The following is a 26,483-nucleotide window of genomic DNA, read 5'->3' as shown; positions in this document are numbered from 1 at the left end:
GACCCTCAATCACTTAATGCAATGTCGACGGCTGCAGATGCGTGAATAGCAGTGGTATCGAATAACCGAACTTGGGTGTGTTGCTGCTGTATCAATAATGCGATTTCCGTACAGCCTAAAATAATGCCTTCAGCACCTTTGCCTGCAAGTGCGTTAATAATCTCAATATACGCGTTACGGGAGTCAACACAAATCACGCCCTTGCATAATTGTTCATAAATTATCTTATGCACAATATCTCGCTGTCGTGCATTGGGCGTAATAACATCAATGTTAAAATTATTTTCTATGCGCGACCTATAAAAGGGTTGCTCCATGGTAAAGCGTGTGCCGAGTAGCCCGACTTTTTTAACGCTATGCTGTTGAAGCTCGTTACCTGTAGCATCGGCGATATGAATAAGCGGGACTGAAATATTTTGCTCAATGGTGTCGGCTACTTTGTGCATGGTATTGGTACAGATAACCAAGGCTTTTGCGCCAGCTAGCTCAAGGTTTCTGGCTTCTTGAGTGAGAATATCTGCGGTTTTACTCCAGTCTCCTCTATGTTGAAGCTGTTCTATCTGCGCAAAATCAACGCTGCTCAAAACGAGTTGAGCGCTGTGTAAGCCGCCAAGGCGGGCATTCACCCCTCGGTTTATTGCTTGATAATAACTGACCGTAGACTCCCAACTCATTCCGCCTAACAAACCAAGTTTTTTCATCATATCTACCGTTGCGTCATGGGTGTTTTAAACTAATCTACCTGTTTGGAGCTGCATTGACTACTTGCCATCTGAACTTTCATTACATGCCATAACATCGTTATGTGTCAAGAAAGAGATAGCACTTTAAAAGAAAGTAGGTTGTGGCTTTTTGAAACTGTGCTGAGCCTAAGCTAATGCTGGTAAGGGCTTTTGATACGTCAAAGCGTGATTAAAACTTAGGTGGCGGCTTTTTATTTTTTAGAAACGAAAAACGCTGAATGAAAATACCGAAATAGCCCAACATGGCTAGGGCGAAGCCCACAAATAAAACGAGAAGGCTTAAATAGTAAAGCGTAGTGTGAAGGTGACTTGTGGTAAATAAAAGCAAGACGCCGACAACGAAAAGGGTGAGACCCATTTTAAATCGTTGCCAGCTTTTGTGTATATCTTGCGTTAGCATAAGGTTGAGAACCTATAACGGCTTGGCGTCGCCCTTAGTAGTAAGAGTGCTCACCTGCTTGGTGTTCTGTTGCATCGCGTACGCCATTTAGCTCGCCTGCAAACTGTTCAAGCATTTGTTTTTCAATGCCATCTTTAAGCGTTACATCAACCATAGAGCAACCGTTACAGCCACCACCAAACTGAAGTACAGCATAGCCGTCATCAGTGAGTTCGGTAAGTACAACTTGGCCGCCGTGGTTAGCTAGCTGCGGATTAATTTCCGACTCGATCATGTAATTAATACGTTCAATAAGCGGCGCATCATCAGACACCTTACGCGCTTTAGCGTTAGGCGCTTTTAACGTGAGTTGCGAGCCCATTTGGTCGGTTACATAATCAATTTCAGCTTCGTCTAAATACGGTGCGCTCTCTTCATCTACGACCGCGTCAAAACCGTTGAACGTTAAGCGTGTGTCAGTCTCTTCCACAGCATCTGGCGGGCAATAGGACACGCCACACTCTGCCGACGAAGTGCCTGGGTTTACGACGAATACACGAATATTCGTGCCAGACTCTTGTTTACTCAACAGTTTTACGAAGTGAGCCTGGGCTTCTTCTGATATAGTTATCATCAGCAAGTCCTACATATTTTGAAATTTGGATTATTGTAACAAATTTACCTGACTAAAACAGTCAGGTATTAATTAAATAAATTATTCCAGTAAATCGAATTTGTTGGGAAGCGTGCTTATAGCATTTACTTCTCAACCATAACAACAAGACGGGAAGCGCTATGTTAGCGAAATTGCATTACTCCACCAAAAACAGCCGATTTAAATTTGCCGCATTATTGGCCCTTAGCTCATTTGCCTTTGGTGCAACGATTAGCCAGCAAGCATATGCACAGCAAGCCTTAAATTCAACGGTTACCCTAACGCCAGATGTGGGTGGACAGCCGGTTACCGCATACCTACCCGATAGCGTGACATATAACCCGAATATCCCTACACCGGAATCGGTACTTGGTGCCAACATTGGCGAGTGGCATGTTCGCCACGACCAAGTCGTGAATTACATGAAGGTATTAGCCGAAAAGTCCGATCGTATCACCCTTGAGGAAACCGGTCGCACTCATGAAAATCGTCCGCTTTTGTTGTTGACTATTACGTCGCCTTCAAACCGCAAGAATATCGAAACACTTCGAAAACAGCACATTAACGCTATGGAAAGTGGCGACAAGGTCGGTAGCGACGCACCGCTAGTTTTCTATATGGGTTACAGTATTCACGGTAATGAACCCTCGGGCACAAATGCCTCGCTTGCACTGGCTTATTACCTCGCTGCTGGCGAAGGTAAAGAAATTGATGCCTTGTTAGACAATAATATTGTGCTGTTCGACCCGTCTTTCAACCCCGATGGTCTATCACGCTTTGCTCAGTGGGCGAATATGCACAAGGGAAAGCAGTTGGTTTCTGACAGTCGTCACCGCGAACATGACGAAGGCTGGCCCTCTGGGCGCACCAATCATTATTGGTTCGACTTAAACCGCGACTGGTTGTTATTGGCCCACCCGGAGTCGCAAGCACGTATTAAGCAGTTCCATAAATGGCGCCCGCATATACTGACCGACTTTCACGAAATGGGTACCGATAGCACCTACTTCTTTCAGCCCGGTGTTCGCTCGCGCAAAAACCCTTTAACGCCAGATGAAAACGTAACGCTAACCGAGGCCCTTGCGCAATATCATGCTGCTGCCTTTGACGAGCAAGGGGAACTGTATTTCACTCAAGAAGCTTTTGATGACTTTTATGCAGGGAAAGGGTCAACTTACCCTGATCTGCACGGCAGTATAGGTATTCTTTTTGAGCAGGCCAGTTCACGAGGTCACCTTCAGGACTCTATCAATGGCAAGCTTGCCTTCAAAGACACCATTGCCAATCAAATTACCACGTCTCTAAGCACCTTTAGAGGCGCATTGGCAAATAAAGCCGCAATTCTTGATTACCAATCTGGGTTTGTTAAAAGCACCCAATCGCTTGCTAAAAAGGACGAACATTCCGGCTTTGTAGTTGGTGTGTCAAACGATACTGGCCGCTTTAATGCGTTTATCGCGCTGCTAAATCAGCATCACATCCGCTATGAAGTGCTAACAGAAAACCATGAGGTGAATAAGGTTCGCTATAGCGCAGGTCAGGCGATATATATTCCCACAAATCAGCCGCAGTATCGTTTGGTTAAATCTATTTTTTCAACGCAAACGTCGTTTGAAAACAATACTTTTTACGATGTGTCCACGTGGAATTTAGCGTTAGCTTTTAACTTAGACTATGCGCCTTTGGACAAAGGCGATGCGCGCGGTCTCGAGTTAGGTGCTAGAGACACACTAAAGCAAGCAACGCTAAATTCAATTCAAAGCGATGCTTATGCCTACGCATTTTCTTGGCAGCACTACTATGCCCCGGCCATGCTTCAAACCTTACTTGAAGCCGGCGTTAAAGTGCGTAGCAGCGAAAAGCCCTTTTCTGCCGTTCAGTACAATGGCAAAAATATCGCGCTGCAGCCAGGCAGTATCATTATTCCTAAAGGCTTAGGCCAGCCGGAAAATTTGGCGTCTATTCTTAAAAGCGTACAGCAACAGCTGCAGGTACCAGTATTTAGCCTTCGCAGCGGCTTAACGCCTACCGGAAACGACTTAGGCAGCAGAAGCATGAAGCCGGTAGCTTTACCACAGGTACTTATTGTCGGTGGTGAAGGCACCAGTGAATATGAAGCGGGTGAGATGTGGCACTATTTCGATACGAAGGTCGGCCTGCCTGCGAGCATTGTAGATCAGCACAATGTGGCGAGGGCGCTAAGCGACCCCAGTGTAACCTACACCCATATTTTGTTTCCAAGTGGCCGCTATCACTTCTCTGATTCGGAAAACGAAAAGATAGAAGACTGGGTTAAAGCGGGTGGTGTAGTCATCGGACAAAAGTCTGCGCTGCGTTATTTCGCCGAGCATAAGTGGCTGGATATCGAAATGGTTAGCCAAGAGAGCATAGATAATGCGTTTGATGACAGTGAGCTTAGCTATAAGGATGGAGCCTCGCTTTACGCTAGAAAGTTAGTGGCGGGGGCTGTTTTTGAGGCCAATATCGATAAATCACATCCTTTATTCTACGGCTACGATGACGATACACTGCCAATGTTTAAAACCAACAATATGATAGTTGAAGCCAGCAATTCGCCATTTGTCACCCCAGCGCGCTATACCGATGAACCGTTAATGGCGGGGTTTAGTGATAACGCTATGGTCGCTTTAATGGCAGAGTCTACGGCCGTTACAGCGCAAAAAATGGGGCGTGGTGTGGTTATAGGCTTTACGGACAATACGCAATTTAGAGGGTATTGGTATGGCACAAATAAAATGCTTGCGAATGCGATTTATCAATCTCACTTCATTCGGTAATGCACAACAGCAGCAGTGAGTGTAAGCGGTAAGTGGGCGCTCACTAAGGTGGGCTATTTGGCCGCGCCGCTTACGCGTATTGAAATAAGCTGCTTTTCGGCGGCGGCGTGAACGCCGCTGCCCACACTTGAACCGTTATCTTCGGGTAGCGCATTTTTAACTGCTTACTCAGCGTGTTCACTGTTACCCCAGTGGTGAGTACGTCATCAACAATAGCGACGGTGAGGTCACGTCCGTTTTTCTTGTGTCCCAGAGCCTTGATTGAGTGGTCTATGCAGGAGGCCGATAGGTGAAATACGCGGCTTGCATTTTCTGCCCTTGCTACTCTAGATAGGTGGTGCTGTACACTCAATCCCTGTCTTCTGGCCCATTGGTGATCAATCGGGATACCAAATGTATAGCTAAGCTGATGGCTTAATACGGCGGCTTGGTTGTAGTGTCGTGTGGCTAATCGCCATGCACTAATAGGAACCGGAAGGAGTAAATGAGGCACTGTTAGCGTGCACTGTCGCTTTTTATGGACAAACCAGTGACTTAACACTTTTCCTGCGGTAAGGGAATGCGTAAACTTCAACTGGTGAACCAGCGATGACATGGGCCATGTATGAAGCCCTAGCACACTAAGTGAATCGTAGTGGCTATGCTTGACGTGGCCTGCAACAGGGCCGTAGTGAAGTAGATTACTTCCGTGTAACCGCTCATCGAAAAAAAAGATGTCATCTTCACACCAGTGACATACTGGCGCAGGACTTGCCTGATAACATAGCAAGCATGAAAGGTTCATAGTGTTGATTCCATCAACTTCCTTGAATTGTCGAACGTCGACCTATTTTCATCATTACGTGTAGTCTCAAAAAACACGTTACAGCCAGAGGAGGTGTAAATGGAAAGTTTGCATACAAACGGCGAGCTTGTCACCCGTACAAAGGGTACAGGCGTAGATCTTGTATTTCTTCATGGATGGGGGATGAATAGCGGTGCGTTCACATCCTTCCTTCCCTACTTAAGCGATAACTTTCGCGTGACTACTATTGATCTTCCCGGGTTCGGAGAGAATGCGGGTATCGTTCCTTCCCCGTATAACGCAGATTCGCTGGCGCAGGCTGTAGTGAATAAACTACCAGAGCGATGCGTCGTGGTTGGCTGGTCTTTAGGCGGGTTGGTTGCGCAGAAGCTTGCCCTATTAGCGCCTGAAAAACTTACCGGTCTCGTCACCATCGCCTCAACGCCGCGTTTTATTGCAGGGCCTTGTTGGCCTGGTATTGCAGCCGATTTACTCTCTATGTTTGAAGCGCAGCTTGAGAAAAACTATCAAAAAACCCTAGAACGCTTCTTGGCTATCCAAGCGATGGGAAGTGAAACCGCTAAGCAGGATATTAAAGCCATTAGGGAACAGGTAACCCAATTCCCTGCTCCTGCGGAAGAAGCGCTTAAAAAAGGGCTTCGCATGTTGTCCACCGAAGATATGCGACAAGATGTGGGGCGGATAACTGTGCCAACACTGCGCCTTTACGGAAGATTAGACAGCTTAGTGCCGACTAGCGGAATTGACAGAATATGTGAGCTGCATCCGCAGGCTGATACGGTGGTGTTGCCTCATGCTTCTCATGCACCATTTATTTCCCATCCTCAGCAAACCGCTGACATCCTGTTTCGTTTCATGGCAGGTATTTACCAGCAAAAGGCATCCTAATCTGACTGGCATGAATTGCGCTCCTGACTTTTATAATCAGGAGCTTATTTCGTACAGCTTCCTTTAAATTGGGTAAAATAAAAAGCACCTTCTGACAAAGGTTTAATACGCTGCGTTAAGTCTTAGCTTTTCATTTGTGTAAAAGTGGTCAATAATTGCACATGAGAGAGTAGAGGTAGTGTATGACAGGTGTTGACGGTAACAGTGCAAGTTCTGCATTTGTAGCGGCCCAGTATGGCTTACAAAGTGCTAGCGAAGGTATTTCGCAGGCGGCATCTAGTATTGCCCAACGTACAGCTGAAGATGCTGTGGCCCCAGCGCAGCCAATCCAGCCCAATACGGCTGCTAACGGCACCAACAACACCTCATCTAGCGCAACACGATTGACAGATGATCTCATCGCGTTGAACGTAAATGAGCGAAACGCGCAAGCCTCTGCCAAAGTGCTAGGCGTAGCCGACGATATGCTTGGCACTATTATCGACGTTCTGGCGTAACGGGAGCGCTCACGGTGAATATAATTACACCTATCCTTAACGCCATTGCCTATCCTACCGCTAACATCAATACCGAGTCTGCGCGCAGAGACAATGTGCAGCGTGAAACCATACCTCAAGCATCAGATGCTGAGCAAGGTGCGTCTCAGAAAGGGCTGGGGTCTGAAGCTGACAAAGCGAAAAGTCCAGGACAACCTCCTGCTCCCGTTACCTATGAACGACCGCAAATTCAATCTGAACTGCAAGCAGCATTTCAAAATGTATTTGGGCAGGAAAAAGATAATGCTCAGGATGAAAGTGCGGGTAAACAGAACGCCAAAGACCAGCAGCAATCTGACCAGTCAACACAGCAAGCACAGGAAGAACAACAAGAGCAGCAAGACGCCGCGGAAATTGAGCAACTAAAAGCCCGCGATCAGGAAGTAAGAGTCCACGAACAGGCCCATGCTTCAACGGGCGGCCAATATGCTGGTGCGCCTCAGTATGAGTATACAACAGGCCCAGATAATAAGCGCTATGTGACCGACGGCGAGGTGTCTATTGATGTCTCAGAAGAAAAAACGCCAGAAGAAACGTTGAAAAAGATGGAACAAGTGCGAGCTGCCGCTCTCGCGCCCGCTGAGCCTTCTTCACAAGATTTAAAAGTAGCGGCAGAGGCATCTCAAAAAGCCACTGAAGCTCGCAGCAACATTGCTAAAGGGCAGCAAGCCCAAGGCAATGATACCGCTCAAAGTGCTTTAGATACGAATATTGATAGCAGTATCACACCACAAACTGATATTGCACAAGAAGCTGGCTCTGTCACCAATGAAGATATACCGACCGACTCAGCACCGAACGCTGTGCTATCGTCCCAACCCCAGTTTGCTGACTCTACTTCAAGCGCGGGTAGCGCCAATGATGATTCTCAGTTTATGCAGGCGAGAATTGGGCGTATTCAAAGTGCTTATTTACAGGCGTACACGCCATCTGCTGAAGGCCTTTCGCTTCAGGCTTAAGCACCTGCACGGTTCACTGACATAACTTCCACGTACACGTGCTTTTTACTGCAAATACCGCCCGCATCAATAATCTAAAATTGCTTTGGTAAAGGGGTATTTAGGGGAGCCACCGGTAATATCGGTAAGCACTGAGTTCATGGTGTCTACGTCGCTATCAAAGCCACCGTGTGAGGTCGCCGCGGTAGAATCACCTTCTTTCCCTTCACTATACTTGAACGTTACATTAGCAATTGGCGCATTAAAGGCCGCCATACCTAGTAATGGCATTGCCGTTTTCGACTCAAAGGCATTCGATACGAGATAAAGCAGTGATTTTTGGTAAATACGCGCCACGTGGTCGTCTTTCTCTAAAGGCCCGGATAAGTTATAAACCGTTGTTGAAGCAATATGCTCACTTTCAATTAGCGGAGCCAATGTTTCATTAAATAACGGATAGCTTATTGCCGGCGCCATTAAATGTAGACTATCTACTTTGAGCGTTTCATCAATTTTAAATAGACGAGCAAGGCTATGAGCTTGAAAAATAGAGCCCGCTGAGTGACCCACTATGTGAAGTTGAATGTGCGTGTTATTTTTTAAATAGTCGGCCAGTCGGGTTAAGAAATAGGTACCATCGGAAGTGACGCGGGTGAAAGGCGTACAGGCATCCGACTTCATTTCTCGCCATAGAGCGCCGCCCACTTTTCTTGTAGCCCACTCTAAAATACGGTCTGTGTAATCAGTAAACGCGCCAACTTTGTTACTCAGTTCTTGGTTCTTAAAGCCTAAAATATCTTTTAATTCTTCCAGCATGCCGGTGTCATACATAAAATGTATGGGATATACCTCGTTTTTAAGAAAGGTATCTTTCATGGCGGCAATACGCTTAGCCGAGGCCTTTATGCTATTTAGCCCGCCGTGGGCGTAAAGCATTACGTGCTTATGTTCACTTTGAGATAGCTTTTCAATAATGGTGTCGACGTGATTTTTATTGCTCCAATACTTGCTGGTTGTATCGAAGTGCCCGTCGTCGAAGTGAACGAAATGATCTTGAATACTCACCCGCGGCGTAGAGCGCGAGAATAGCCCTTGTGCAATAGAGCGAGTGGCTTGGTGAAAGGTGCCAGTGCCGGCAATCGGTAGCGCTAGCTGCACTACCCACGCATCCATCACATTTAGCGCCCAATCATCGTAGCGCCAAAGGGCAAGCCCAGATTTCTTCCAATCAGCGCCCCATGAATTTTGAATCCAAAAGCCTTCGTCGTTATAGCCAACGATGGCAAAAGCATGGCCGCCCATAGGTTCTGGTCTAAGGGTGATGGTATCGCCTTCGCAATTGTTCCAGCCTTCATGAATTCTGGCGGAGACAAAAATAACACCCACTTCATTAAGCGCAGCGTGGAAATCACTAATTTCCCTTTCGATGCGATAGTAGGCCCCTAGCCTGTGATTGCTTGCGTTATTGGTGATAGCAAGTGACATTTCAAACTCATTGCTATGGGTAATGTCTTCGGTAAGTGAAGCATGGCAAACACCGCTGTTATACCAGCCCTTAATTGCGCCGCGGCAGCTAGAACCCTCGTAGGCTTCACCGAGCCATTCATCATGACGCTTTGCCATGGCATAAAGCATCCACGGACTTACGGTCTGTTTTCGACCCTGTTGGCGGTAAATGAAGTTAATAGTGGCAGCAAGGGCGAACCCCGTACATGCCCCGTCTTTGCCTTGATCTAATATGACAAGGTTACCTGGCGGGTCGATAAACGGCTTAAGTGGAGTGAGGTTTGGTTGATAGTAACGGTCCCTAAGGTCGGGATAGTCAGCGCTGACATTGAGTGTTTTTTGTGAAACAGGCGAGTTCATTATATCGTCCTTTGATTGCTAGCGTTTCGTTGTCCGAAAGTAGAGCCTTAGAAACAAAGGCTTTGGTCAAAGGCGCAACATTACCCTCGCTATACGTCCACAGCATACGAATTTTGGTTGTAGTGTGACCAACACCTTTCATCATTTCGGTGCTCAGTGCGCACACGAATTACCTTGCGCGGTTAATAATGTAGCAAAAATAACAGGCCTAATGGAAGCGGGATAAAGGCTTGAAATAAAAAAGAGCCTGCTTTAAAGCAGGCTCTTTTTGATTAGAAAAGCGTTAAAATATTTACTTTTTCGCTTTAGCAAACGCATCGGCAAAAGCGTTGCCCATAGCGCTGTTTTGCGGTTGACTGTTGCGATTGCCGCCCCCCTGATTCGAACGCCCAGACCCTTTATTTTGTGCTTTACCTGCACGCTGGTTATTAGCGCCCTTACTTGAAGCCCCCTTACCTGTAGCGCTATGGCCGCCAGCATTGTTGCTTTGACTTGGCGTATCATCTAAGCGCATGGTGAAGGAAATACGCTTGCGAGCAACGTCTACTTCAAGCACTTTAACTTTAACGATGTCGCCTGCTTTCACCACTTCACGTGGGTCAGAGATAAATTTGTTGGTAAGCGCAGAAATGTGCACCAATCCATCCTGATGTACGCCCACATCAACAAATGCGCCAAAGTTAGCTACGTTGCTAACTACGCCTTCTAAAATCATACCTAGCTTAAGGTCGTTAATGGTTTCAACGCCTTCTTTAAACGCGGCAGTTTTAAACTCAGGGCGAGGGTCACGGCCTGGTTTATCTAACTCTTTAAGGATATCTTTTACCGTAGGAAGACCAAATTCGTCGCTGGTAAAGGTATCAGGCGATAAGCTTTTTAGTAGTTCGGTGTTACCGATAATGTCATTTACTGCAACAGCGGTGGTATCTACAATTTTATCAACCACTGGGTACGCTTCGGGGTGCACTGCCGAAGCATCAAGTGGGTTTGAGCCATTAACAATACGCAGGAAGCCCGCCGCTTGCTCGAAGGCTTTTGGCCCTAAGCGCTCTACTTTCAATAGTGCTTTACGGTCAGGGAAGGCGCCGTTGGTGTCTCTGAAATTAACAATATTGTGGGCAAGGGTTTTGTTTAAGCCCGACACATAGCTTAACAGCGCAGGTGACGCAGTATTTAAATCAACACCCACCGCATTCACACAGTCTTCAATAACACGGTCAAGCGATTTGCCCAACTGACTTTGGCTTACGTCGTGCTGATACTGGCCTACACCAATGGCTTTAGGCTCAATTTTAACTAATTCTGCGAGCGGGTCTTGTAGGCGTCGCGCAATGGAAACCGCACCTCGAATTGACACGTCAAGCTCTGGTAGCTCTTTTGAAGCAAGCTCAGACGCTGAATATACCGATGCGCCAGCTTCGCTAACCATAATTTTCTGTGCAGTAAGTTCGCTGTTGTTTTTAAGCATTTCGCCAACCAGTTTGTCGGTTTCACGCGAGCCGGTGCCGTTACCAATGCTGATCAAATCTACCTTGTATTGCTTACATAGCGTGGTAAGCGTACGCATAGATTTATCCCACTGGTTTTGCGGCGCGTGTGGGAATATGGTGTTGGTCGCAACCACTTTACCCGTGCTGTCTACTACCGCTACTTTAACGCCGGTTCTTAAACCTGGATCTAGGCCCATCGTGGTTTTTGCACCAGCAGGCGCTGCCATCAGCAGGTCGTTCAGGTTTTTAGCAAACACTTCAATGGCCTCTTCTTCGGCTCGCTCTCGTAGCGCGCTGAAAAGCTCGGTTTCCATGTGTAGGCCAATTTTGATTTTCCACGTCCACTGCACAACTTGGGCTAAGAAATCATCCGCACCCCGGCCGCGGTGCATAATATCGTAGTGGCTCGCAATAATGTGTTCGCAGTGTGAAGGCCCTTTTTCTTCTGACTGCGGGTCGGCATCAAGCTGAATGTGAAGCATGCCTTCGTTGCGGCCTCTAAACATAGCAAGGGCGCGGTGAGAGGGTACCGTTTTATATTTTTCGCTGTGCTCAAAGTAATCTTTATATTTCGCGGCTTCTTGTTCCTTACCCGGCGCAACGGTACTTTTTACATGTGCGTTTTCGATAAGGTAGTGACGCACTTTAGCTAACAGCGACGCATCTTCTGCAAAGCGCTCCATTAAAATATAGCGGGCGCCTTCTAACGCTGGCTTAGTATCAGCAATGCCATTTTCTGCATTAACGTACTTTTGCGCTTCACTTTCAGCATCTGTGTCTGGGTTATTGAATAAGGCGTCAGCAAGTGGCTCTAGTCCCGCTTCAATGGCAATTTGGCCCTTAGTGCGCCTGCGAGGTTTATAGGGTAAATATAAATCTTCAAGGGTGGTTTTACTGTCAGCACTACTGATACTGCTTTTTAGCTCGTCAGTCAGCTTGCCTTGTTCTTCTATTGATTTAAGAATAACGTCGCGGCGCTCTTCTAACTCACGCAGGTAGGTTAAGCGCTGCTCTAGCGTTCGCAGCTGCGTATCATCAAGTCCTTGGGTGACTTCTTTTCGGTAACGGGCGATAAAAGGAACGGTAGCTCCATCATCGAGAAGTTTTACGGCGGCAGTTACTTGCGAAGGTTGAACGCTAAGTTCATCTGCAATTTTATTGATAATCATAAGTCGCTCTAAGATACTAAAAATTCGCGTTAGGCAATGGCGAATAAACGGTGTGCGAAAGGCTTACGTACACAGCGTCGGTAGTGAAAACAGAAGCGGTGAGTATATCACCGCGGTGTAGGGGAAGTCGTCTGATCATTGGGTTTTAAAGGGTAATCTAATGGCGCCTATCTCTGGTTATAGTTTGTCTGTGGCATCGTACCAAATTCGGTTTATCCACCATTCTTTGGTGCCCGTTTCGGTCTTCACAACAAACTCATCGTCTTCTTCTTTGCCAATCAATGCTCTCGCCATAGGAGAGTCGATAGAAATGTAGTCCCTGCGGCCAAAAATTTCATCATAGCCAACTAGGCGCAGCTCCATTACTTTTCCTGCCTCGTTCTCAATTTCAACCCAGGCGCCAAAAAAAACTTTTCCTTCTTGCTGTGGGTCGTAATCCACAACTTTAAGGTTTTCTAAGCACTTGCGTAGGTAGCGAACGCGGCGGTCAATTTCACGCAGCTTCTTTTTGTTGTATTGGTAGTCGGCATTCTCACTTCTATCGCCTAGGCTGGCAGCCCAGGTTACTTTGCGAGTAATCTCTGGTCGTTCTTCACGCCACAAGAAGTCCAGCTCTTGTTTCAGCTTAAGGTAGCCTTTTCGAGTGATAAGCGGTGTCTTCACAATGTCCTATACATATTCCAGCTAATTACCCCTACTTTATGTGGGTAATACCACAAAACGCAATCTTTGATACTCGGAAAAAGTGACAAAAAGGGCAGATTGAATAATTATTGAACATAAACCTTTCATGCAATGTCACAGTATAAATACTAGACAAATTATTAGGGGAAGCGAATGCGTAACCGAATACCTGTGTTGAACCGCCGAAGGCCGGGCAATGAACCTCTTCAAATAAGCGGTACTATCATCGGTTTTATGCTGTTTTTAAGCGGTGCGTTGTTATTGCTGTACGCTCTACTTGATATTGTGGTTCGCTTAAATAGCACGATAACCGTGGTCTATCTTATTTTAGGCTGTGCCATTTACAAAGTGGGGCAGACGCTATTAAACCACTTTGCCACCTTTAAAGTGCACACAGAAAGACGCCGTGCGCCTCAGCGTTAAAACCTTTCGTTTTAAGCTTTGAGTTTTAAGGCTAAATCGTTACAAGAAAATAGGGTTCTGAGCGTGAAGTTTCGCTAATTTAGGCTAAGCTTATAAGTGTAATTCGAGGCACCAAGCATATTGAATAACCCACTTTACTATTTGGGTACGCGCGTGGTGAAAACCCACTAGCTCGTAGGGAAAAGGTAAGCAAGGATCACGCTGACTCACTAAAACAAAAAAGCCGACGCTATGCGTCGGCTTTCTCTTTTCTAAAGCGGTTGCTTACTCAGCTGGTGCTTCGGCTTCAGGCTTAACCACCTCTAAAAGCTCAACGTCAAAGATTAGCGTTGAATTAGGTGTGATAGCGCCAGTAGAGCGCTGTCCATAGGCTAGTTCAGATGGAATGTGGAAGCGATATTTCGCGCCTTCTTTCATCAATTGAACACCTTCGGTCCAGCCTGCGATAACACGGTTAAGCGGGAATTCAGCAGGCTCGCCACGCTTGTATGAAGAGTCGAACTCGGTGCCGTCTAGCAAAGTGCCACGATAGTGAACTTTTACCATGTCGGTCGCTACCGGGCTTGCGCCTTCGCCTTCTTCAAGCACTTCATATTGAAGGCCTGATTCAGTAGTAACAACACCTTCTTTCTTACCATTTTCTTCTAGGTAAGCAATGCCTGCTTCAATGTTTTTCTCAGCAGCTTGTTCAGCCATTTCTTGCTGTTTAGCACGCAATACTTCTTCACCCTGTTGAGCAATTTGTTGAATTTGCTCAGGTGTAAATTTTAGCGTGTCGTTTAGGCCGTCTTTAAAACCTTGTTGTAGCGCGTCTTGGTCTAGCGTTAGGCCAAGTTGTTCTTGTTGTTCGGCACGGTTGCTTACGAACAGACCCATGCTTGCGCCCATGGCGTAAGCTTGTTTTTGCGTATCTGTCATTTCTTCTGCTGCAACAGCAGTTGTTTTTGCACTATCAGCGCTTGTAGAAGCGGCCTCATCAGATGTATTTGGCTGGCAAGCGAAAAGGCCTAGCGCAGCGATAGTAGATAAGGCAACGAGCGACTTCTGCATAAAAACGTCTCCATTAATTATTATCATCATGCGTCTATGTCTATACTGCTGCATCTAAGGCAGTGTGCACGATAGTTAAAGATGCGTGATCCATGCTATGTTAAACCTAGCGTTTACAAAGCGAAACCCATTTGATTATGTTTAGGCCTCAATTGTTCCGTAGAATAGTGTTACTCATCGTACTTATTGGCAATTCCATGGGATGCTCTATCCCTGATACTACGCCAATACAGCAGTGGCGTCATGTAGAAGAGGGCGCATACGCGGCAGATATATCCACCGACGGCACCTTGGCCGTGGTATCTGGCGTAAATAACGGGGTGAATGTATGGCGAATAGGGCAAAGCGAACCGCTTTACCACTGGAGTCATCAAGGGGAAGGCAATAACTTAGTTATGTCGGTGCACATTAGTGCAGACAAGCGTTATGTAGTGACTGCCGACCGTGAAGCGTTTGCTCTGTGGAGCTTAGAAACCGGCGAGCCTGAAGGTTTTTGGCGTATTGATGAATCGTCTATTCGCGACGTAGTGGTTACCAATAACGGCAACGGCATTTTGGTGGCCCGCTCAAATGGTAAAGTGATGTACTTTGAACCTCGCACCTCTCGTCGGCTTGAATTCTTTGGCCATCAAGAAAAAGTCAATTCAATCGACATTTCACCTAACGGAAAGTTTGCCCTTACTGGTGGGAATGACTACATCGCTTATTTATGGAGTACCGATACTGGGCAGATTATACATACTTTTACTCACCCTACTCGCGTGACGAAAGTTGCGCTAGACGACGAAGGGCGCTTTGCCTTTACCGCGGATAGTCAAAGTAAGTCGCAAGTATGGAATGTGCAAACCGGGCAGCCCGTTACCTCGCTAAAATTCGCCTCACGACAAAAGATTTTCACCGATGTGGAGTTTTCAAAAGACGGTCAATTTTTGCTTACAGGGTCGCCAGCAAGGAAGGTGTACTTATGGGATTTGCAAAGCGGTGAGCAGGTGCAGTCTATACAAGTTGCTTCAAGAGAGTCTATTTCACCACCTACCGCAGTTGTTTATGGCGTCGCCTTCCTTCCCAATGATAATATAGTATCTATTAGCAGTAGTGGTCTTGCCGAAGAATGGCAACGAGAGAGATAGAGAGTTTACATGACAGATAAAAGCGCTGAGCAGCTACAACAGCAAATAGATAGCGCCAATAGCTATATTGAAGAGTTACAGATGAAAGTAGCTTTTCAAGAGCACACTATCGAGGCACTTAATGAAGCGCTGGCTTCACAACAAAAGCAGCTTGATGACTTAGCGTTTAAAGTAAGTCACGTAATAGACCGTGTTAAAAGTATAGAGCCTTCTAATATTGCTAAACAGTCGGAAGAAACCCCGCCCCCGCACTATTAATTTAAGAGAGTAAGCTATGAGCGATTTTGATATGGATGCATTCGACAGCATCGATTTTGACTCAGTGGAGCAGTCAGTAGCAGAGAAGCAGGCTGAAAAAGACAAGCAGGAAAGCCAAGAAATTGAAGGCATGCGCGACGGTGCCAACGATTGTGGTGATAGCTGTACCATATAGTACCATCTAAAGCGGTTAGGGCTCTTGCAGAGCCCTAACCGATGAAATTCCCCTCAGCGTTTTTAATTGGACCCCTTAGGGTTTTCCAATCTGTCTAACTCCAGTCTGTCGAGTTCTACGCTTTCCTCCACATCGCCTTTAAACGCTTTAATAAATGCGTTTTTCAATATTGCTGTAAATGCGTCCCATGTTTGCGTATCCGGGTTTGATAGGTCGCCTTCAATAGGAATGCGTGTAGCAATCTGATCTTCACTTTGATTTTCAAAAAGCTCTGTGACAAACGCGGAAATGGCTTCGATACTGCCTTCAATAAAACCGTCGCCGTCACGTTCAATATCGCCTTTCCAAGAAAACACTTCCACATTATGCAAAATGGGTTTGATATAGCCTTTTACTTTCCCCTCGTTAGACGCCACTTCGGCTGCAAGGGTAAGGGTCCCTGCTTCTAAATCAAAGGGCGCATAGGTATCAAGCAGGTTTTTAAAGTTCACCAGCCCAACATTGTCAGCTTGTATATCTAGGTCAAACGTAGGCGCTTCTGTCGCCGGGTTAAGCTTGGCGTTTAAGGAAATTGTACCTTGCTCTGCCGTTTGTCCCTTGGCTTTGGCCGTTGCTACACGGGTGTCTGATAAGTCATCGCTATTGACCAAGTTGTTCACTTCAAGCTGAATGTCGTGCAGCGCAATGTCGATAGCCGGAGAGGTATCGGGATTATGAAAGGCAATTTTTCCTTGGTTAATGGTCAATTTGTCTATCCGCAGCGGAAACAGTTGATCGGCGATAGACAGCCAATTCTCGTTTTTACCCGACTGGCTTTTTTCTTCCGAGTTTCCGTCTACAAAATTAATTTCGGGGGAGTTAACAACCACTCTACCTACCGCAGCGCCTTTAAAAAGCTGTGACCACGACAGCGTAAATTCCACATAGTCTGCTTTAAACAAGGGCTTGTCTATTTGCCCGTTTGCCTTATAAAGCAAAACATACTCTAAGCTGTAGGCGCCTCGCCACAACATCAAATCTACGTCGCCCACTCGACCGTCGTATTGCTTCGATTGGCTTAGTGTGGTGTTAATGTATGTGGCTGCGGCATATGGAAGATATAACCTAAACGCAATGAGCATGAGCAATAACCCTGCTACCACATAACAAAACCGTTTTTTAGCATGCTTCATATTTCACTCCTTAGGGGCTAAGGATACAAAAACTATACCTGTGCCACTTTTACATGATGAAAAGCGGCAGGCTAAGGGTTGGCGTGGTCTTAAGAGGAACGGCTATACGCTCATATCGGCAAGGGTTAAGCGGTATAGCACTAAATAAACGTAAATTTTACCTAGCGGTGAGTAGGAATGTTAGTGAGGCTTGAAAATACCAATAACGTTTTCGTTTGAACGGGTGGCTGCACTTACTTTTTCATCGGTTTGCGCTTCGTTATAGCCGCACGCCACACACTCAAGCTTCTCTACATTATTTTCGAAGTATAGCGAAATGGTATCTAGCTCTTGGCATTTAGGGCAGGTAGCTCCGGCCACAAACCGGCGTTTTACACGTTTTGACATACATACACCTTTGATGAATTTCGCCAATATTATACCTTGAAATGCTGCCTGTTGATCAGCTTTTGCCTTAAGTTTTTGATATTATACGCGGCCAAGTTTGTTCCATCACAGGTTGCTTATGATAAAGCTTTCAAACGTATCCCTACTACGCGGTCGTAAAATGCTGCTAGAAGAGGCGTCGGCACAGGTGTTTCCAGGCCATAAAGTGGCGCTAATTGGCAGTAATGGCTGCGGGAAATCTACACTTTTCGCACTGTTACGTAGCGAGCTGAGTGTGGATGCGGGCGACTGTAGCGTACCCAGTGATTGGCGCATAGTAAGCGTGGCGCAGGAAACCCCCGCAACGACGCGTACGGCCATCGACTATGTGGTGGACGGTGATAAACATTTACGTGACTTACAGGCCCAGTTAGAAGCCGCTGAAGAGAGTGGTGATGGTGTGAAAATAGGCCAAATTCATGGGCAGCTCGAACAAGCTGGGGCTTATGATGTGGAAGCCCGCGCAGCGACCATCCTTTCAGGCCTCGGGTTCACTAATGCGCAGCTGAACGCACCGGTTAGCGATTTTTCTGGTGGCTGGCGTATGCGATTAAACCTCGCCCAAGCGCTGCTTTGTCCGTCTGACTTACTGCTGCTGGATGAGCCTACTAACCACTTAGATTTAGACGCCGTAATATGGCTTGAAAAATGGCTGCAGCGATATGCTGGCACGTTGCTGTTGATATCACACGATAAGGCATTTATCGACAACACAGTGGCGCAAATTATCAGTGTTGAACAACAAAAGCTCGTTACTTATACCGGTAACTACTCGTCTTTTGAAACCCAGCGCGCCGAGCGTATACGTCTGCAAAACATTGAATATGAAAAGCAGCAGCAAAAGGTTGCGCACCTCAACTCTTTTATTACGCGGTTTAAAGCCAAAGCGAGTAAAGCGAAGCAAGCGCAAAGCCGAATTAAACAGTTAGAAAAAATGGAAACGCTATTGCCTGCCCATATGGCAAGCCCGTTTAGTTTTTCATTCGCGCCGCCCACCGCGCTTCCGAACCCGTTAGTTCAAATGGAAAAAATTCAGCTGGGTTACGATGAGCATATTGTGTTGCAGCAGGTAAAGCTTAACTTGGTGCCGGGGAGTCGAATTGGGCTTTTAGGGCGCAACGGGCAAGGTAAGTCTACATTGATCAAACTGCTTGCTGGCGTGCATGCGCCTAAGCAAGGTGTTTTTAATACGGCAAAAGGCCTAAAAATTGGCTACTTTGCCCAGCATCAGTTGGAAACGCTAGATGCCAATGCCACGCCCCTTTTGCATTTGCAGCGCATCGACGAGAAAGCTACAGAACAACAGCTTCGCGATTACCTCGGCGGGTTTGGTTTCAATGGTGACGAGGCCTTAGCGCCTGTAGCCCCCATGTCGGGTGGAGAAAAAGCCCGGTTGGTGCTGGCGTTAATTGTTTATCAAAAGCCTAACTTGTTGCTACTCGATGAACCCACTAACCATTTAGATTTAGAAATGCGTCATGCCCTTAATATCGCGCTGCAGGGCTTTGAAGGCGCCATGGTCCTTGTGTCGCACGACCGCTTCCTATTGTCATCGGTGTGCGAAGATTTTTATCTTGTTGATAGCAAAGAGGTTGAACCCTTCAAGGGCGACTTAGACGATTATCGCGACTGGATCTTAAAGCAGCAAGCCGCAGAAAAGGCGAAAGCCAATAGCGACGCCAAGGACGAAGCACAGCAAGCCTCTGGTGAGCCGAGTAAGCCAGAACGTAAAGTAGACCGTAAAGAAGAAAAACGCCGTGAAGCTGAGTTCAGGCAAACGGTAGCACCTTTCAAAAAAGCCATCGACAAACACGAAAAGGCCATGGAAAAGTGCAGTGCACAACTTGCAGACGTAGAAGAAGCGCTGGCAGATACCACGCTTTATAGCGACGATAAAAAAGCCGAACTAATGGCCTTGCTCGACAAGCAAACCCAGCTTAAACAGCAGCTTGAAGAAGAAGAGATGGCGTGGCTGGATGCGCAAGAGCAAATTGAGCTAAAACGAGAAGAGTACGACAATGCAACCGCTTAATCTTGAGACCAGTGCTTTCTGGGCGTACAGCGTTTCTCGCTATACCAAAGGGGACATGGCGCCGCTTGCTATTTTGCTGCAAGACAATCACAAGGTGAATGTTAACATTCTCTTGCTGATATGTTGGTGCTTAGAGAACAATACCATTATAAACTTGCCTCAGCTTAAGGCGGTTATTGAGGCCGCGGCCCCGACAGATTCAACATTGCAAGCCCATAGAGCCAAACGAAAAGCCGCACACCCTGATAACGGGGGGGATAGAACCGTTTATGATGCGCTAAAAGAAGAAGAGCTTGAACTTGAACGAGCGCAGCAGCGCGACATCGTTACATCGTTTAACGGGCAATCGGTAACATACTTAGGGCAGGCGCAGCTATCTTCTTCAAATATATTTAACGCATCTATCGCAGCGTTAATTAATGCCTACTCGCTTCGCGACAATAGCGAGGCTCGACGTTTGGTGAGCCTTGTGATCAAACAACTATCGTAAAACAAAATAAGAAATAACAATGAGTAAATCAGCGCTATCGCATGGAAAAATAATAAAAAGCAGCTTTAAGGTGCCGGGATGGGCGAAAAACCGTCACATCCAGACTATTTGGCCGCGTTTTATTCAAAAGCGTTTACCTTTGTCTTACGACATGGAGCGCTTAACGTTACCCGATGACGACTTTGTAGACGTCGCTTGGGGCCCCAAACCGCAAGAAACCTCAGGCATAGTCGTGATGTTTCACGGCCTAGAGGGCAGTATTAAGTCTCATTATGCTAACGATATGATGGCGCAGCTCTCTGTGAATGGCTGGCAGGTGGTAATGATGCATTACCGTGGCTGTAGCGGTGTACCAAATTTGAAAGCACGGGCCTATCACAGCGGTGAAACCGAAGATCCCAGTTACTTCTTGGCGTGGTTGCACGATAAGTTTCCACGTATTCCTAAAGTCGCCATTGGATTTTCCCTAGGCGGTAATATGCTGCTGAAATTACTTGGTGAAAACCCAGCTCAAAAATGGCTAAAAGCGGCCGTGGCCATCTCCTCTCCGCTAAAACTGTCTGAATGCGCTAAATCGATAAACCAAGGCTTTTCTAGGGTTTATCAAAAGTATCTGCTTACTAGCATGAAAAACACATTACTTAAGAAGATGGAGTACATTGACTATCGCAAGCTCATTCAGTTAACGAAAAGCGATGTGCATGAGATAACCAGTTTTACGCAGTTTGACGAGAAGATAACCGCGCCACTGCACGGTTTCGCAGACGCTCAAGATTACTATGAAAAATGCAGTGCTTATCATTTTTTAAGCGCAATTCACTGCCCTACGTTAGTCCTGCACAGTATCGACGACCCCTTTATGAACCACCTAATTGTGCCTCAAGAAGAAGAGCTTGCGCGTAATGTGACGGTAGAGCTTAGCGAGCGAGGTGGTCACGTAGGGTTCATGCAGGGCTCTGTATTAAATCCCAAGGTTTGGCTGCATGACCGCGTGAAACGCTTTGTTAGTGAAGCCCTGCCGGTGAATACCACCTGTGGCTATCTAAACCGATAAATACCACATAGTGTAAACACGATAAACACAACATACTTTCAGGAGCCTGAATGATAATTCCAATAGATGCGCTAGAAGCCGATACACTTTACAGTTTGGCAGAAGCGTTTGTGCTGCGTGAAGGCACCGACTATGGCGAACAAGAGGTTGCCCTAGAGGTGAAGGTGCAGCAAGTGTTAGAGAGATTGAAGCAAGGTGACGCGGTTTTGGTGTATTCAGAACTTCATGAAAGCGTGGATATTAAGCGAAAGGAAGATATTCAGCCTAGTGACGAAACAGAATAGATACCAAAAAAGCCGGGTCGAGCAACCCGGCAACCTACCTGAGGAGAGGGAGGCTTAAAACGCGTATCGTGCAGTAACCTGCATAATGTCTAGGTCATCAATCACTCTGTAGTTAGCTCCCACAGCCCATTGCGGCGTAATGTAATAATTTGCACCTACTCTAAATGATGCTTCTCCATCATCTACGTCGTAGTAACCCACTTCACCGGCTAGCTCAACTTGCTCTGTAATCATTGAGCGTAGGCCAGCATTAATGCTATAGCCCGTTTCGTCATTTACGTCACCGTCTATACGCTCTAGGTTAGCACCAAAGTAGGCGTCAGTTGTTGCGTTTACGGGTAAACGATAGCCAGCACCTAGCGTAAGCATGTCGAAGTCAAAGTTACCTTCTTCGAAAAAACTGTACTCACCGTTTAGGAACCAGTTGCTGTTTAAAAGATATTTACCATTAACCGTTAGGCCGTCTGGCTCAAAAGACTCGTTGTTGTCAAAGTCCATTTTGGTGTAACCACCTTCTACGTAACGCCAGTCAGGCTTGTCAGCCATTGCTGAAAGAGGAAGTGTTGCTGCAGCAAGTGCTGCCGTGATAAGTGTGATTGTTTTACGCATGTGATAACTCCTTAATGTGTTCAGCTACTTGCTTCTACTTACGCAATACCCATGTGTCATAGAGTAAGCGCAAATAACGTGCTGCTAACAAGTCACTGTGTTGATGGCATAACAATGCTTCACGCCACCGTTTCTATCTCCGTAAAGAAATCGTGTCCGATTTAATTATCAACATGGTGAGTAGCAAGGCCTTTGCCAACACCGATAATGCGTGCTGTTACCAGCCGGTAAATTTCCTATATGTCATTAATAAATATGCGTAATTTTCACTTCGCTTAAATAATGTCACAACGTTGAATTCATGATATGTCGCATCTTTTTTATACTGCGAGGAAAAGTTGGCACGTCTAGGTGTCGCTAAAAACCAACAGTTAACCTTTTGTCTAACCCTCTCGACATATTTACAAAACAAGGTTACCCGCTGTAACTCAATTAAATTAGAAGTAAGTCATTGTAAGTATTGTGAAAAATATAAAGTAACGCAGCGCTTCTTCGTATTGGAACGGCTTTTGCTGAAGTGCTTATGCGTTGTCCAATTTTCACTCCTACCGTTTTGACAGGGCGTTTGCTTCACAACGATAGGGTGAATAAGAAAGGAGTAGAGCACCTTTCCTCGTGTGGTTTGAATCACGAACGCTTTGGTAAAGTCTTTTAATTTGATTACTTACGCTAATTTTTTTCGATAACTCGGATAGCAAGCCAAAGCCACATAGCCACCTGGACAACCATTGTTTTCATAAGGAGAGGACGGATGGCTAAGCCAGTTTTTATTTTTAATAAAGTTTCAAAAAAGAGTGCGAGTAAGCCCCGACAGCTAGGGTTGTCACGCATTCTTTTGGCGATGACCAGCGTTATCGCGTTAGTGACATTTCATCAGGCAGGGGCTGTTGAGGTTAATGAAGACAATCAGCCACAGAAAACATCGCCAATTTTACAATCTATTATTGATGCGGCTCGTCAATCAGCCACTCAGAGCTATGAGCAAGACGATCATGGGCTAAACAGCAAGTTAAAAGAAATTGACTACACAACATATCGTTCTATTCGCTTTAAACCCGAACAAAGTCTTTGGCACGGTGAAAACGACTATGAGCTGCAATTTTTCCACCCAGGGTTTCTGTACGAATACCCAGTTACCATTCATACGATAGGCGAAAGTAATAAACCTGAGCGCCTTGCGTTTAACAGTGAGATGTTTAACTACGATGGTTCAGCATCAGCGTTGGCAGGGTTGACCGATGATAAGTCGGGCTTTGCGGGTTTTCGCGTTCACTACCCACTTAAAAATGAAGAGTATAAAGACGAGTTTGCTGTATTTTTAGGTGCTTCCTATTTTCGCCTTGTTGGTAAAAATCAGGTATATGGCATATCGGCCCGCGGGCTGGCTATCGATACGGCACTCGCGAAAGGGGAAGAGTTTCCTCACTTTACCGAGTTTTGGATTATCGAGCCTGGCGAAGGCAAACCTATTACTATTTACGCGCGCTTAGAAAGTCCGTCGGTAGCCGGCGCTTATAAGTTTGTCATTCAGCCCGACATCGATACCAGTGTTAAAGTGGAAAGCTGGTTGTTCGCACGAGATGATGTGAGCAAGCTAGGCATCGCGCCGTTCACCAGTATGTTCCTGTACGGTGAAAATACAGAGAAGCGCCACGACGATTATCGTCCGGAAGTTCACGACAGCGATGGCGTACTTATGGTTACCCACGCGGGTGAAGAGATTTGGCGCCCCCTTACAAATCCAGCTCGCCTTCAAGTGACCTCGCTTAGCGATACGAACCCCAAAGGTTTCGGTATGCTGCAGCGCGATGGTGAGTGGGATAACTACTTAGATGCAGAAGCTAACTATCACATACGTCCAGGTCTTTGGGTTACCCCCCAAGAAGGTTTTGAAAAAGGTCGTCTTGAAGTCGTCGAGATACCTACAAAATCTGAGATTCACGACAACATTGTGGCGTTCTGGACGCCTGAAAAGCCCTTTAATTCCGGTGAGTCGCTGTACTTTTCCTACGATCTTAAAACCGTTGAGCAAAACCCATTCGTTAGCGAACTGGCGTCAGTAGTGCGCACTCGCCAAGGTAAAGCGGTACTGCCAGGTGACGAATTTAAAGACGACAGTTTGAATAATACCCGTCAGTTTAGTGTGGATTTCAGCGCACCGCAGTCTCTTAGTTTTGATGAAAAATCTATGAAACTAGTGGTTCAAGGCGCTAATGGCGCAATCTCTAAGCAGCGCCTTTACCCCGTAGCCGATGGACAGGAATGGCGCGCTACTTTCTTTGTTAAACCGAACGAGAAGCAAACGGTTGATATGCGCGCTTATATCGAGCAAGACGGGCAACGTGTCAGTGAGGTGTGGAATTATGTCTATCAACCAAACTAAGCGCACAGATACAGCATTATCTAACGGGGCTAAAGCCGCGCCTCAGGTTAAAAGCGACACCGCAAAGCGCGGGTCACATTTCATCTTAAAAGGAGAGCATATGCGTTTGTTTATCATGGCAATGCTAGTGATTCCAAGCACGGCACTGGCCGGTTGGAGTTTATACGAAATATTTTTACCTAACGGCCTCACCAATTTAGAAATTGCACAGCTGGGACTGGGGTTAACCCTGTTTGCTTGGCTATGTATGGCATTTTGGACGGGGATTATTGGATTCTTCTTACAGCTTTTCAACATTGACCCGTTAAGCTTGCGCCGAATTCAAGCGCAGCCAGATTCCGCTACACCACTTGGGCAAAAGCACGCCGTAGTAATGCCGGTATACAACGAAGATACTCGTCGCATTATGGTGGGTTTTGAAGCATGTATTCGCGAACTGATGGATAGCGACAATAGCGCGCAGTTTGATTTTTATATGCTAAGCGACACCCGTGATATGGCGAAAACGGATGCAGAGCTTCGTGCCTTCACACGTTTGAAAAAACGTCTTGGTGGGTATTCAAGCCAGGTGTTTTATCGCAGGCGAGAAAAGAACCTGCATAGAAAAGTAGGCAATCTTAAAGAATTTTGCGAGCGCTGGGGTGCTAACTATGAGTCGATGATTGTATTGGACGCCGATAGCGTAATGACGGGGGAGCGTATGCAGGACCTTGCTCGTCGTATTGAGCAAAACCCAGATACGGCGCTTGTTCAAACTATTCCTATGCCGGTACGTCAAAATACCTTCTTCGGGCGCTTTGTGCAGTTCGCGGCGCACTTATATAGCCCTATGTTAGCCACTGGGTTGTCATTTTGGCAAACCGACAGTGCTAACTATTGGGGGCACAATGCCATTATACGTATAGCGCCATTTATGCAGCATTGTGGGCTTCCTACTCTTGAAGGTCGCGCTCCCTTTGGCGGCGAAATTCTAAGCCACGACTTTGTCGAGGCGGCGCTATTGCGCCGAGCAGGCTGGCAAGCTTACTTGCTCACCGACACCACGGGCAGTTATGAAGAAGTGCCAAGCAATATTGTCGACTACGCCATCCGCGACCGCCGTTGGGTGCAGGGCAATATACAGCACCTAGGGTTGTTAAACGTGAAAGGCTTGAAAATGGCCAACCGACTGCATTTTTTGTTTGGTGCCTTTGCCTACATTTCTTCGCTTATATTGTTTTGTATGCTGGCGTTAGGCACGGCAGATGCGCTTATTCGCGCTACGTCGGTACCGGAATTCTTCGTGTCTGAATACCAATTATTCCCTAGCTGGCAGGTGGCACGCCAAGATATGATGATGGTGACCATGTGGGGCACGGCGGCCTTATTATTCCTACCTAAACTTTTGGGTATTGCTCTTGCGCTCATGAAGCGTCGCAGCGAGTTTGGCGGCGCGTGGGCGCTGATAAAAGGCGCGGCATTAGAGCTAACAATGGCTGTGCTCATTGCGCCGCTGATGATGTTTTATCACAGCTACTTTGTTATTAGTGTGTTCGTTGGTCATTCAGTTAAATGGGAAGCGCAAGAACGGGAAGGTCGCAAAGTACCTTGGACGGTAGCTATCAAGCACACGCAGATAATGAGTTGTCTAGCAGTGGCGTGGGGCGTAACCACGTTTTATTTCACGCCATCGCTATTTATGTGGCTGCTGCCGGTATTGGTAGGCATGGTGTTAGCAGCCCCGGTTATTCGTTTAACCAGTAGCGATAAGCTCGGCTTAGCAATGCGTCGGTGGGGTGTGTTTGTTATCGACCAAGAGGTAAAGGAATGCAAAGCCCTGAAGCGTTTACGTGTGGCCATGGACTACTTTGCTATTTCACAGCATAACGCTGAAGTTCCTGCTTTACCGGAAAATACATGGCAGAACATGCCGGTACAGACGCTCAGTGAAAAGCCCTTGCCTATGCGTTACAGGCTTTCTAATAACACCCAATAGGTTGATTTTGTTTCGAGAATTAAAAAACCGCACATAAAGTGCGGTTTTTTGTACCTTTACGAAATAAGAGG

The 26,483-nt window shown here is 46.5% G+C and carries 24 protein-coding genes; 14 read left to right on the top strand and 10 right to left on the bottom strand.

Features of this window, described 5'->3' with window-relative positions; translation table 11 throughout:
* Positions 1–5: 5 nt before the first annotated feature.
* Together ACTRWF_RS09670 and nfuA are read right to left on the bottom strand one after the other, a co-directional pair.
* The gene (locus ACTRWF_RS09670; RefSeq protein ID WP_012520168.1) at positions 6–701 is read right to left on the bottom strand and encodes an aspartate/glutamate racemase family protein; all 696 of its coding nucleotides are present in this window, start codon (positions 699–701) and stop codon (positions 6–8) included.
* Positions 702–1,177: 476 nt separating this feature from the next.
* Entirely contained in the window at positions 1,178–1,756 is a 579-nt protein-coding gene (gene nfuA, locus ACTRWF_RS09665) for a Fe-S biogenesis protein NfuA (protein ID WP_012518748.1), read from the bottom strand.
* A gap of 161 nt (positions 1,757–1,917) precedes the next feature.
* Between nfuA and ACTRWF_RS09660 the strand changes: the two genes are divergently transcribed.
* Positions 1,918–4,575 carry a M14 family zinc carboxypeptidase gene (locus tag ACTRWF_RS09660; protein ID WP_462835468.1) on the top strand — a complete coding sequence of 886 codons (2,658 nt, stop codon included), beginning with the start codon at positions 1,918–1,920 and terminating at the stop codon, positions 4,573–4,575.
* Positions 4,576–4,645: 70 nt separating this feature from the next.
* On the opposite strand, the gene ACTRWF_RS09655 is transcribed toward ACTRWF_RS09660, so the two are convergent.
* Positions 4,646–5,359: a ComF family protein gene (locus ACTRWF_RS09655; RefSeq protein ID WP_462835467.1), complete on the bottom strand. Its 714-nt coding sequence runs from the start codon at positions 5,357–5,359 to the stop codon at positions 4,646–4,648.
* A 99-nt stretch (positions 5,360–5,458) separates the two neighbouring features.
* Between ACTRWF_RS09655 and bioH the strand changes: the two genes are divergently transcribed.
* The 3 genes from bioH (at position 5,459) to ACTRWF_RS09640 (ending at position 7,763) form a co-directional block, all read left to right on the top strand.
* The gene (gene bioH, locus ACTRWF_RS09650; protein WP_020744536.1) at positions 5,459–6,268 is read left to right on the top strand and encodes a pimeloyl-ACP methyl ester esterase BioH; all 810 of its coding nucleotides are present in this window, start codon (positions 5,459–5,461) and stop codon (positions 6,266–6,268) included.
* Between the two features lie 182 nt (positions 6,269–6,450).
* Positions 6,451–6,765 (top strand): hypothetical protein, encoded by a 315-nt coding sequence (locus ACTRWF_RS09645; protein ID WP_462835466.1) that lies wholly within the window; start codon positions 6,451–6,453, stop codon positions 6,763–6,765.
* Positions 6,766–6,779: 14 nt separating this feature from the next.
* Complete coding sequence (locus ACTRWF_RS09640) at positions 6,780–7,763, top strand: putative metalloprotease CJM1_0395 family protein (protein WP_462835465.1); 984 nt, start codon at positions 6,780–6,782, stop codon at positions 7,761–7,763.
* 66 nt (positions 7,764–7,829) lie between these two features.
* Here the strand turns inward: ACTRWF_RS09640 and ACTRWF_RS09635 are convergent, their stop codons facing one another.
* The 3 genes from ACTRWF_RS09635 to greB all read right to left on the bottom strand — a co-directional run bounded on the left by ACTRWF_RS09635 (position 7,830) and on the right by greB (position 12,930).
* Positions 7,830–9,608 (bottom strand): C1 family peptidase, encoded by a 1,779-nt coding sequence (locus tag ACTRWF_RS09635; protein WP_024017247.1) that lies wholly within the window; start codon positions 9,606–9,608, stop codon positions 7,830–7,832.
* 292 nt (positions 9,609–9,900) lie between these two features.
* The gene (locus ACTRWF_RS09630) at positions 9,901–12,267 is read right to left on the bottom strand and encodes a Tex-like N-terminal domain-containing protein (protein ID WP_462835464.1); all 2,367 of its coding nucleotides are present in this window, start codon (positions 12,265–12,267) and stop codon (positions 9,901–9,903) included.
* 177 nt (positions 12,268–12,444) lie between these two features.
* A complete protein-coding gene (greB, locus tag ACTRWF_RS09625; protein ID WP_012520159.1) occupies positions 12,445–12,930 on the bottom strand; it encodes a transcription elongation factor GreB in 486 nt (161 codons plus the stop codon).
* Between the two features lie 174 nt (positions 12,931–13,104).
* On the opposite strand from greB, the gene ACTRWF_RS09620 reads away from it, so the two are divergent.
* Positions 13,105–13,374 (top strand): hypothetical protein, encoded by a 270-nt coding sequence (locus ACTRWF_RS09620; RefSeq protein WP_015068477.1) that lies wholly within the window; start codon positions 13,105–13,107, stop codon positions 13,372–13,374.
* A 264-nt stretch (positions 13,375–13,638) separates the two neighbouring features.
* Here ACTRWF_RS09620 and fkpA read toward each other — a convergent pair whose 3' ends face one another.
* Complete coding sequence (fkpA, locus tag ACTRWF_RS09615) at positions 13,639–14,424, bottom strand: FKBP-type peptidyl-prolyl cis-trans isomerase (RefSeq protein ID WP_012520157.1); 786 nt, start codon at positions 14,422–14,424, stop codon at positions 13,639–13,641.
* Between the two features lie 197 nt (positions 14,425–14,621).
* On the opposite strand from fkpA, the gene ACTRWF_RS09610 reads away from it, so the two are divergent.
* From ACTRWF_RS09610 to ACTRWF_RS09600, 3 genes are read left to right on the top strand one after another with little or no spacing between them, the layout of a single operon-like run.
* Positions 14,622–15,554, top strand: a complete 933-nt coding sequence (locus tag ACTRWF_RS09610; RefSeq protein WP_012520156.1) for a WD40 repeat domain-containing protein — start codon at positions 14,622–14,624, stop codon at positions 15,552–15,554.
* A 9-nt stretch (positions 15,555–15,563) separates the two neighbouring features.
* Positions 15,564–15,812 (top strand): SlyX family protein, encoded by a 249-nt coding sequence (locus tag ACTRWF_RS09605; protein WP_012520155.1) that lies wholly within the window; start codon positions 15,564–15,566, stop codon positions 15,810–15,812.
* Between the two features lie 16 nt (positions 15,813–15,828).
* Positions 15,829–15,987: a hypothetical protein gene (locus ACTRWF_RS09600; RefSeq protein WP_012520154.1), complete on the top strand. Its 159-nt coding sequence runs from the start codon at positions 15,829–15,831 to the stop codon at positions 15,985–15,987.
* Between the two features lie 62 nt (positions 15,988–16,049).
* On the opposite strand, the gene ACTRWF_RS09595 is transcribed toward ACTRWF_RS09600, so the two are convergent.
* Both ACTRWF_RS09595 and ACTRWF_RS09590 read right to left on the bottom strand, forming a co-directional pair.
* Positions 16,050–17,159 carry a DUF748 domain-containing protein gene (locus ACTRWF_RS09595; protein ID WP_012520153.1) on the bottom strand — a complete coding sequence of 370 codons (1,110 nt, stop codon included), beginning with the start codon at positions 17,157–17,159 and terminating at the stop codon, positions 16,050–16,052.
* Between the two features lie 180 nt (positions 17,160–17,339).
* Positions 17,340–17,546: a YheV family putative zinc ribbon protein gene (locus ACTRWF_RS09590; protein ID WP_012520152.1), complete on the bottom strand. Its 207-nt coding sequence runs from the start codon at positions 17,544–17,546 to the stop codon at positions 17,340–17,342.
* A gap of 118 nt (positions 17,547–17,664) precedes the next feature.
* On the opposite strand from ACTRWF_RS09590, the gene ACTRWF_RS09585 reads away from it, so the two are divergent.
* The 4 genes from ACTRWF_RS09585 to ACTRWF_RS09570 are packed head-to-tail and all read left to right on the top strand — an operon-like array spanning position 17,665 to position 21,445.
* Positions 17,665–19,617: an ATP-binding cassette domain-containing protein gene (locus tag ACTRWF_RS09585; RefSeq protein WP_012520151.1), complete on the top strand. Its 1,953-nt coding sequence runs from the start codon at positions 17,665–17,667 to the stop codon at positions 19,615–19,617.
* The gene (locus tag ACTRWF_RS09580) at positions 19,604–20,107 is read left to right on the top strand and encodes a TIGR02444 family protein (protein WP_020744531.1); all 504 of its coding nucleotides are present in this window, start codon (positions 19,604–19,606) and stop codon (positions 20,105–20,107) included. Before ACTRWF_RS09585 ends, ACTRWF_RS09580 begins: the two co-directional genes overlap by 14 nt.
* A gap of 19 nt (positions 20,108–20,126) precedes the next feature.
* The gene (locus ACTRWF_RS09575) at positions 20,127–21,161 is read left to right on the top strand and encodes a hydrolase (RefSeq protein WP_012520149.1); all 1,035 of its coding nucleotides are present in this window, start codon (positions 20,127–20,129) and stop codon (positions 21,159–21,161) included.
* A 50-nt stretch (positions 21,162–21,211) separates the two neighbouring features.
* Positions 21,212–21,445, top strand: coding sequence for a YheU family protein (locus tag ACTRWF_RS09570; RefSeq protein WP_012520148.1), 234 nt, complete (start codon positions 21,212–21,214; stop codon positions 21,443–21,445).
* A 54-nt stretch (positions 21,446–21,499) separates the two neighbouring features.
* Here ACTRWF_RS09570 and ACTRWF_RS09565 read toward each other — a convergent pair whose 3' ends face one another.
* Positions 21,500–22,054 carry an outer membrane beta-barrel protein gene (locus tag ACTRWF_RS09565; RefSeq protein ID WP_020744530.1) on the bottom strand — a complete coding sequence of 185 codons (555 nt, stop codon included), beginning with the start codon at positions 22,052–22,054 and terminating at the stop codon, positions 21,500–21,502.
* A 751-nt stretch (positions 22,055–22,805) separates the two neighbouring features.
* On the opposite strand from ACTRWF_RS09565, the gene ACTRWF_RS09560 reads away from it, so the two are divergent.
* On the top strand, positions 22,806–24,437 hold the full coding sequence (locus ACTRWF_RS09560) for a glucan biosynthesis protein G (RefSeq protein WP_015068475.1): 1,632 nt from the start codon (positions 22,806–22,808) through the stop codon (positions 24,435–24,437).
* A complete protein-coding gene (mdoH, locus tag ACTRWF_RS09555) occupies positions 24,418–26,412 on the top strand; it encodes a glucans biosynthesis glucosyltransferase MdoH (RefSeq protein WP_015068474.1) in 1,995 nt (664 codons plus the stop codon). Before ACTRWF_RS09560 ends, mdoH begins: the two co-directional genes overlap by 20 nt.
* Positions 26,413–26,483 lie beyond the last annotated feature (71 nt).

The organism is Alteromonas sp. G5_S2_22_S1, from assembly GCF_054968525.1.
The sequence above is the reverse complement of the archived record's forward strand: the minus strand, read 5'-3'. Positions and strand labels throughout refer to the sequence as shown.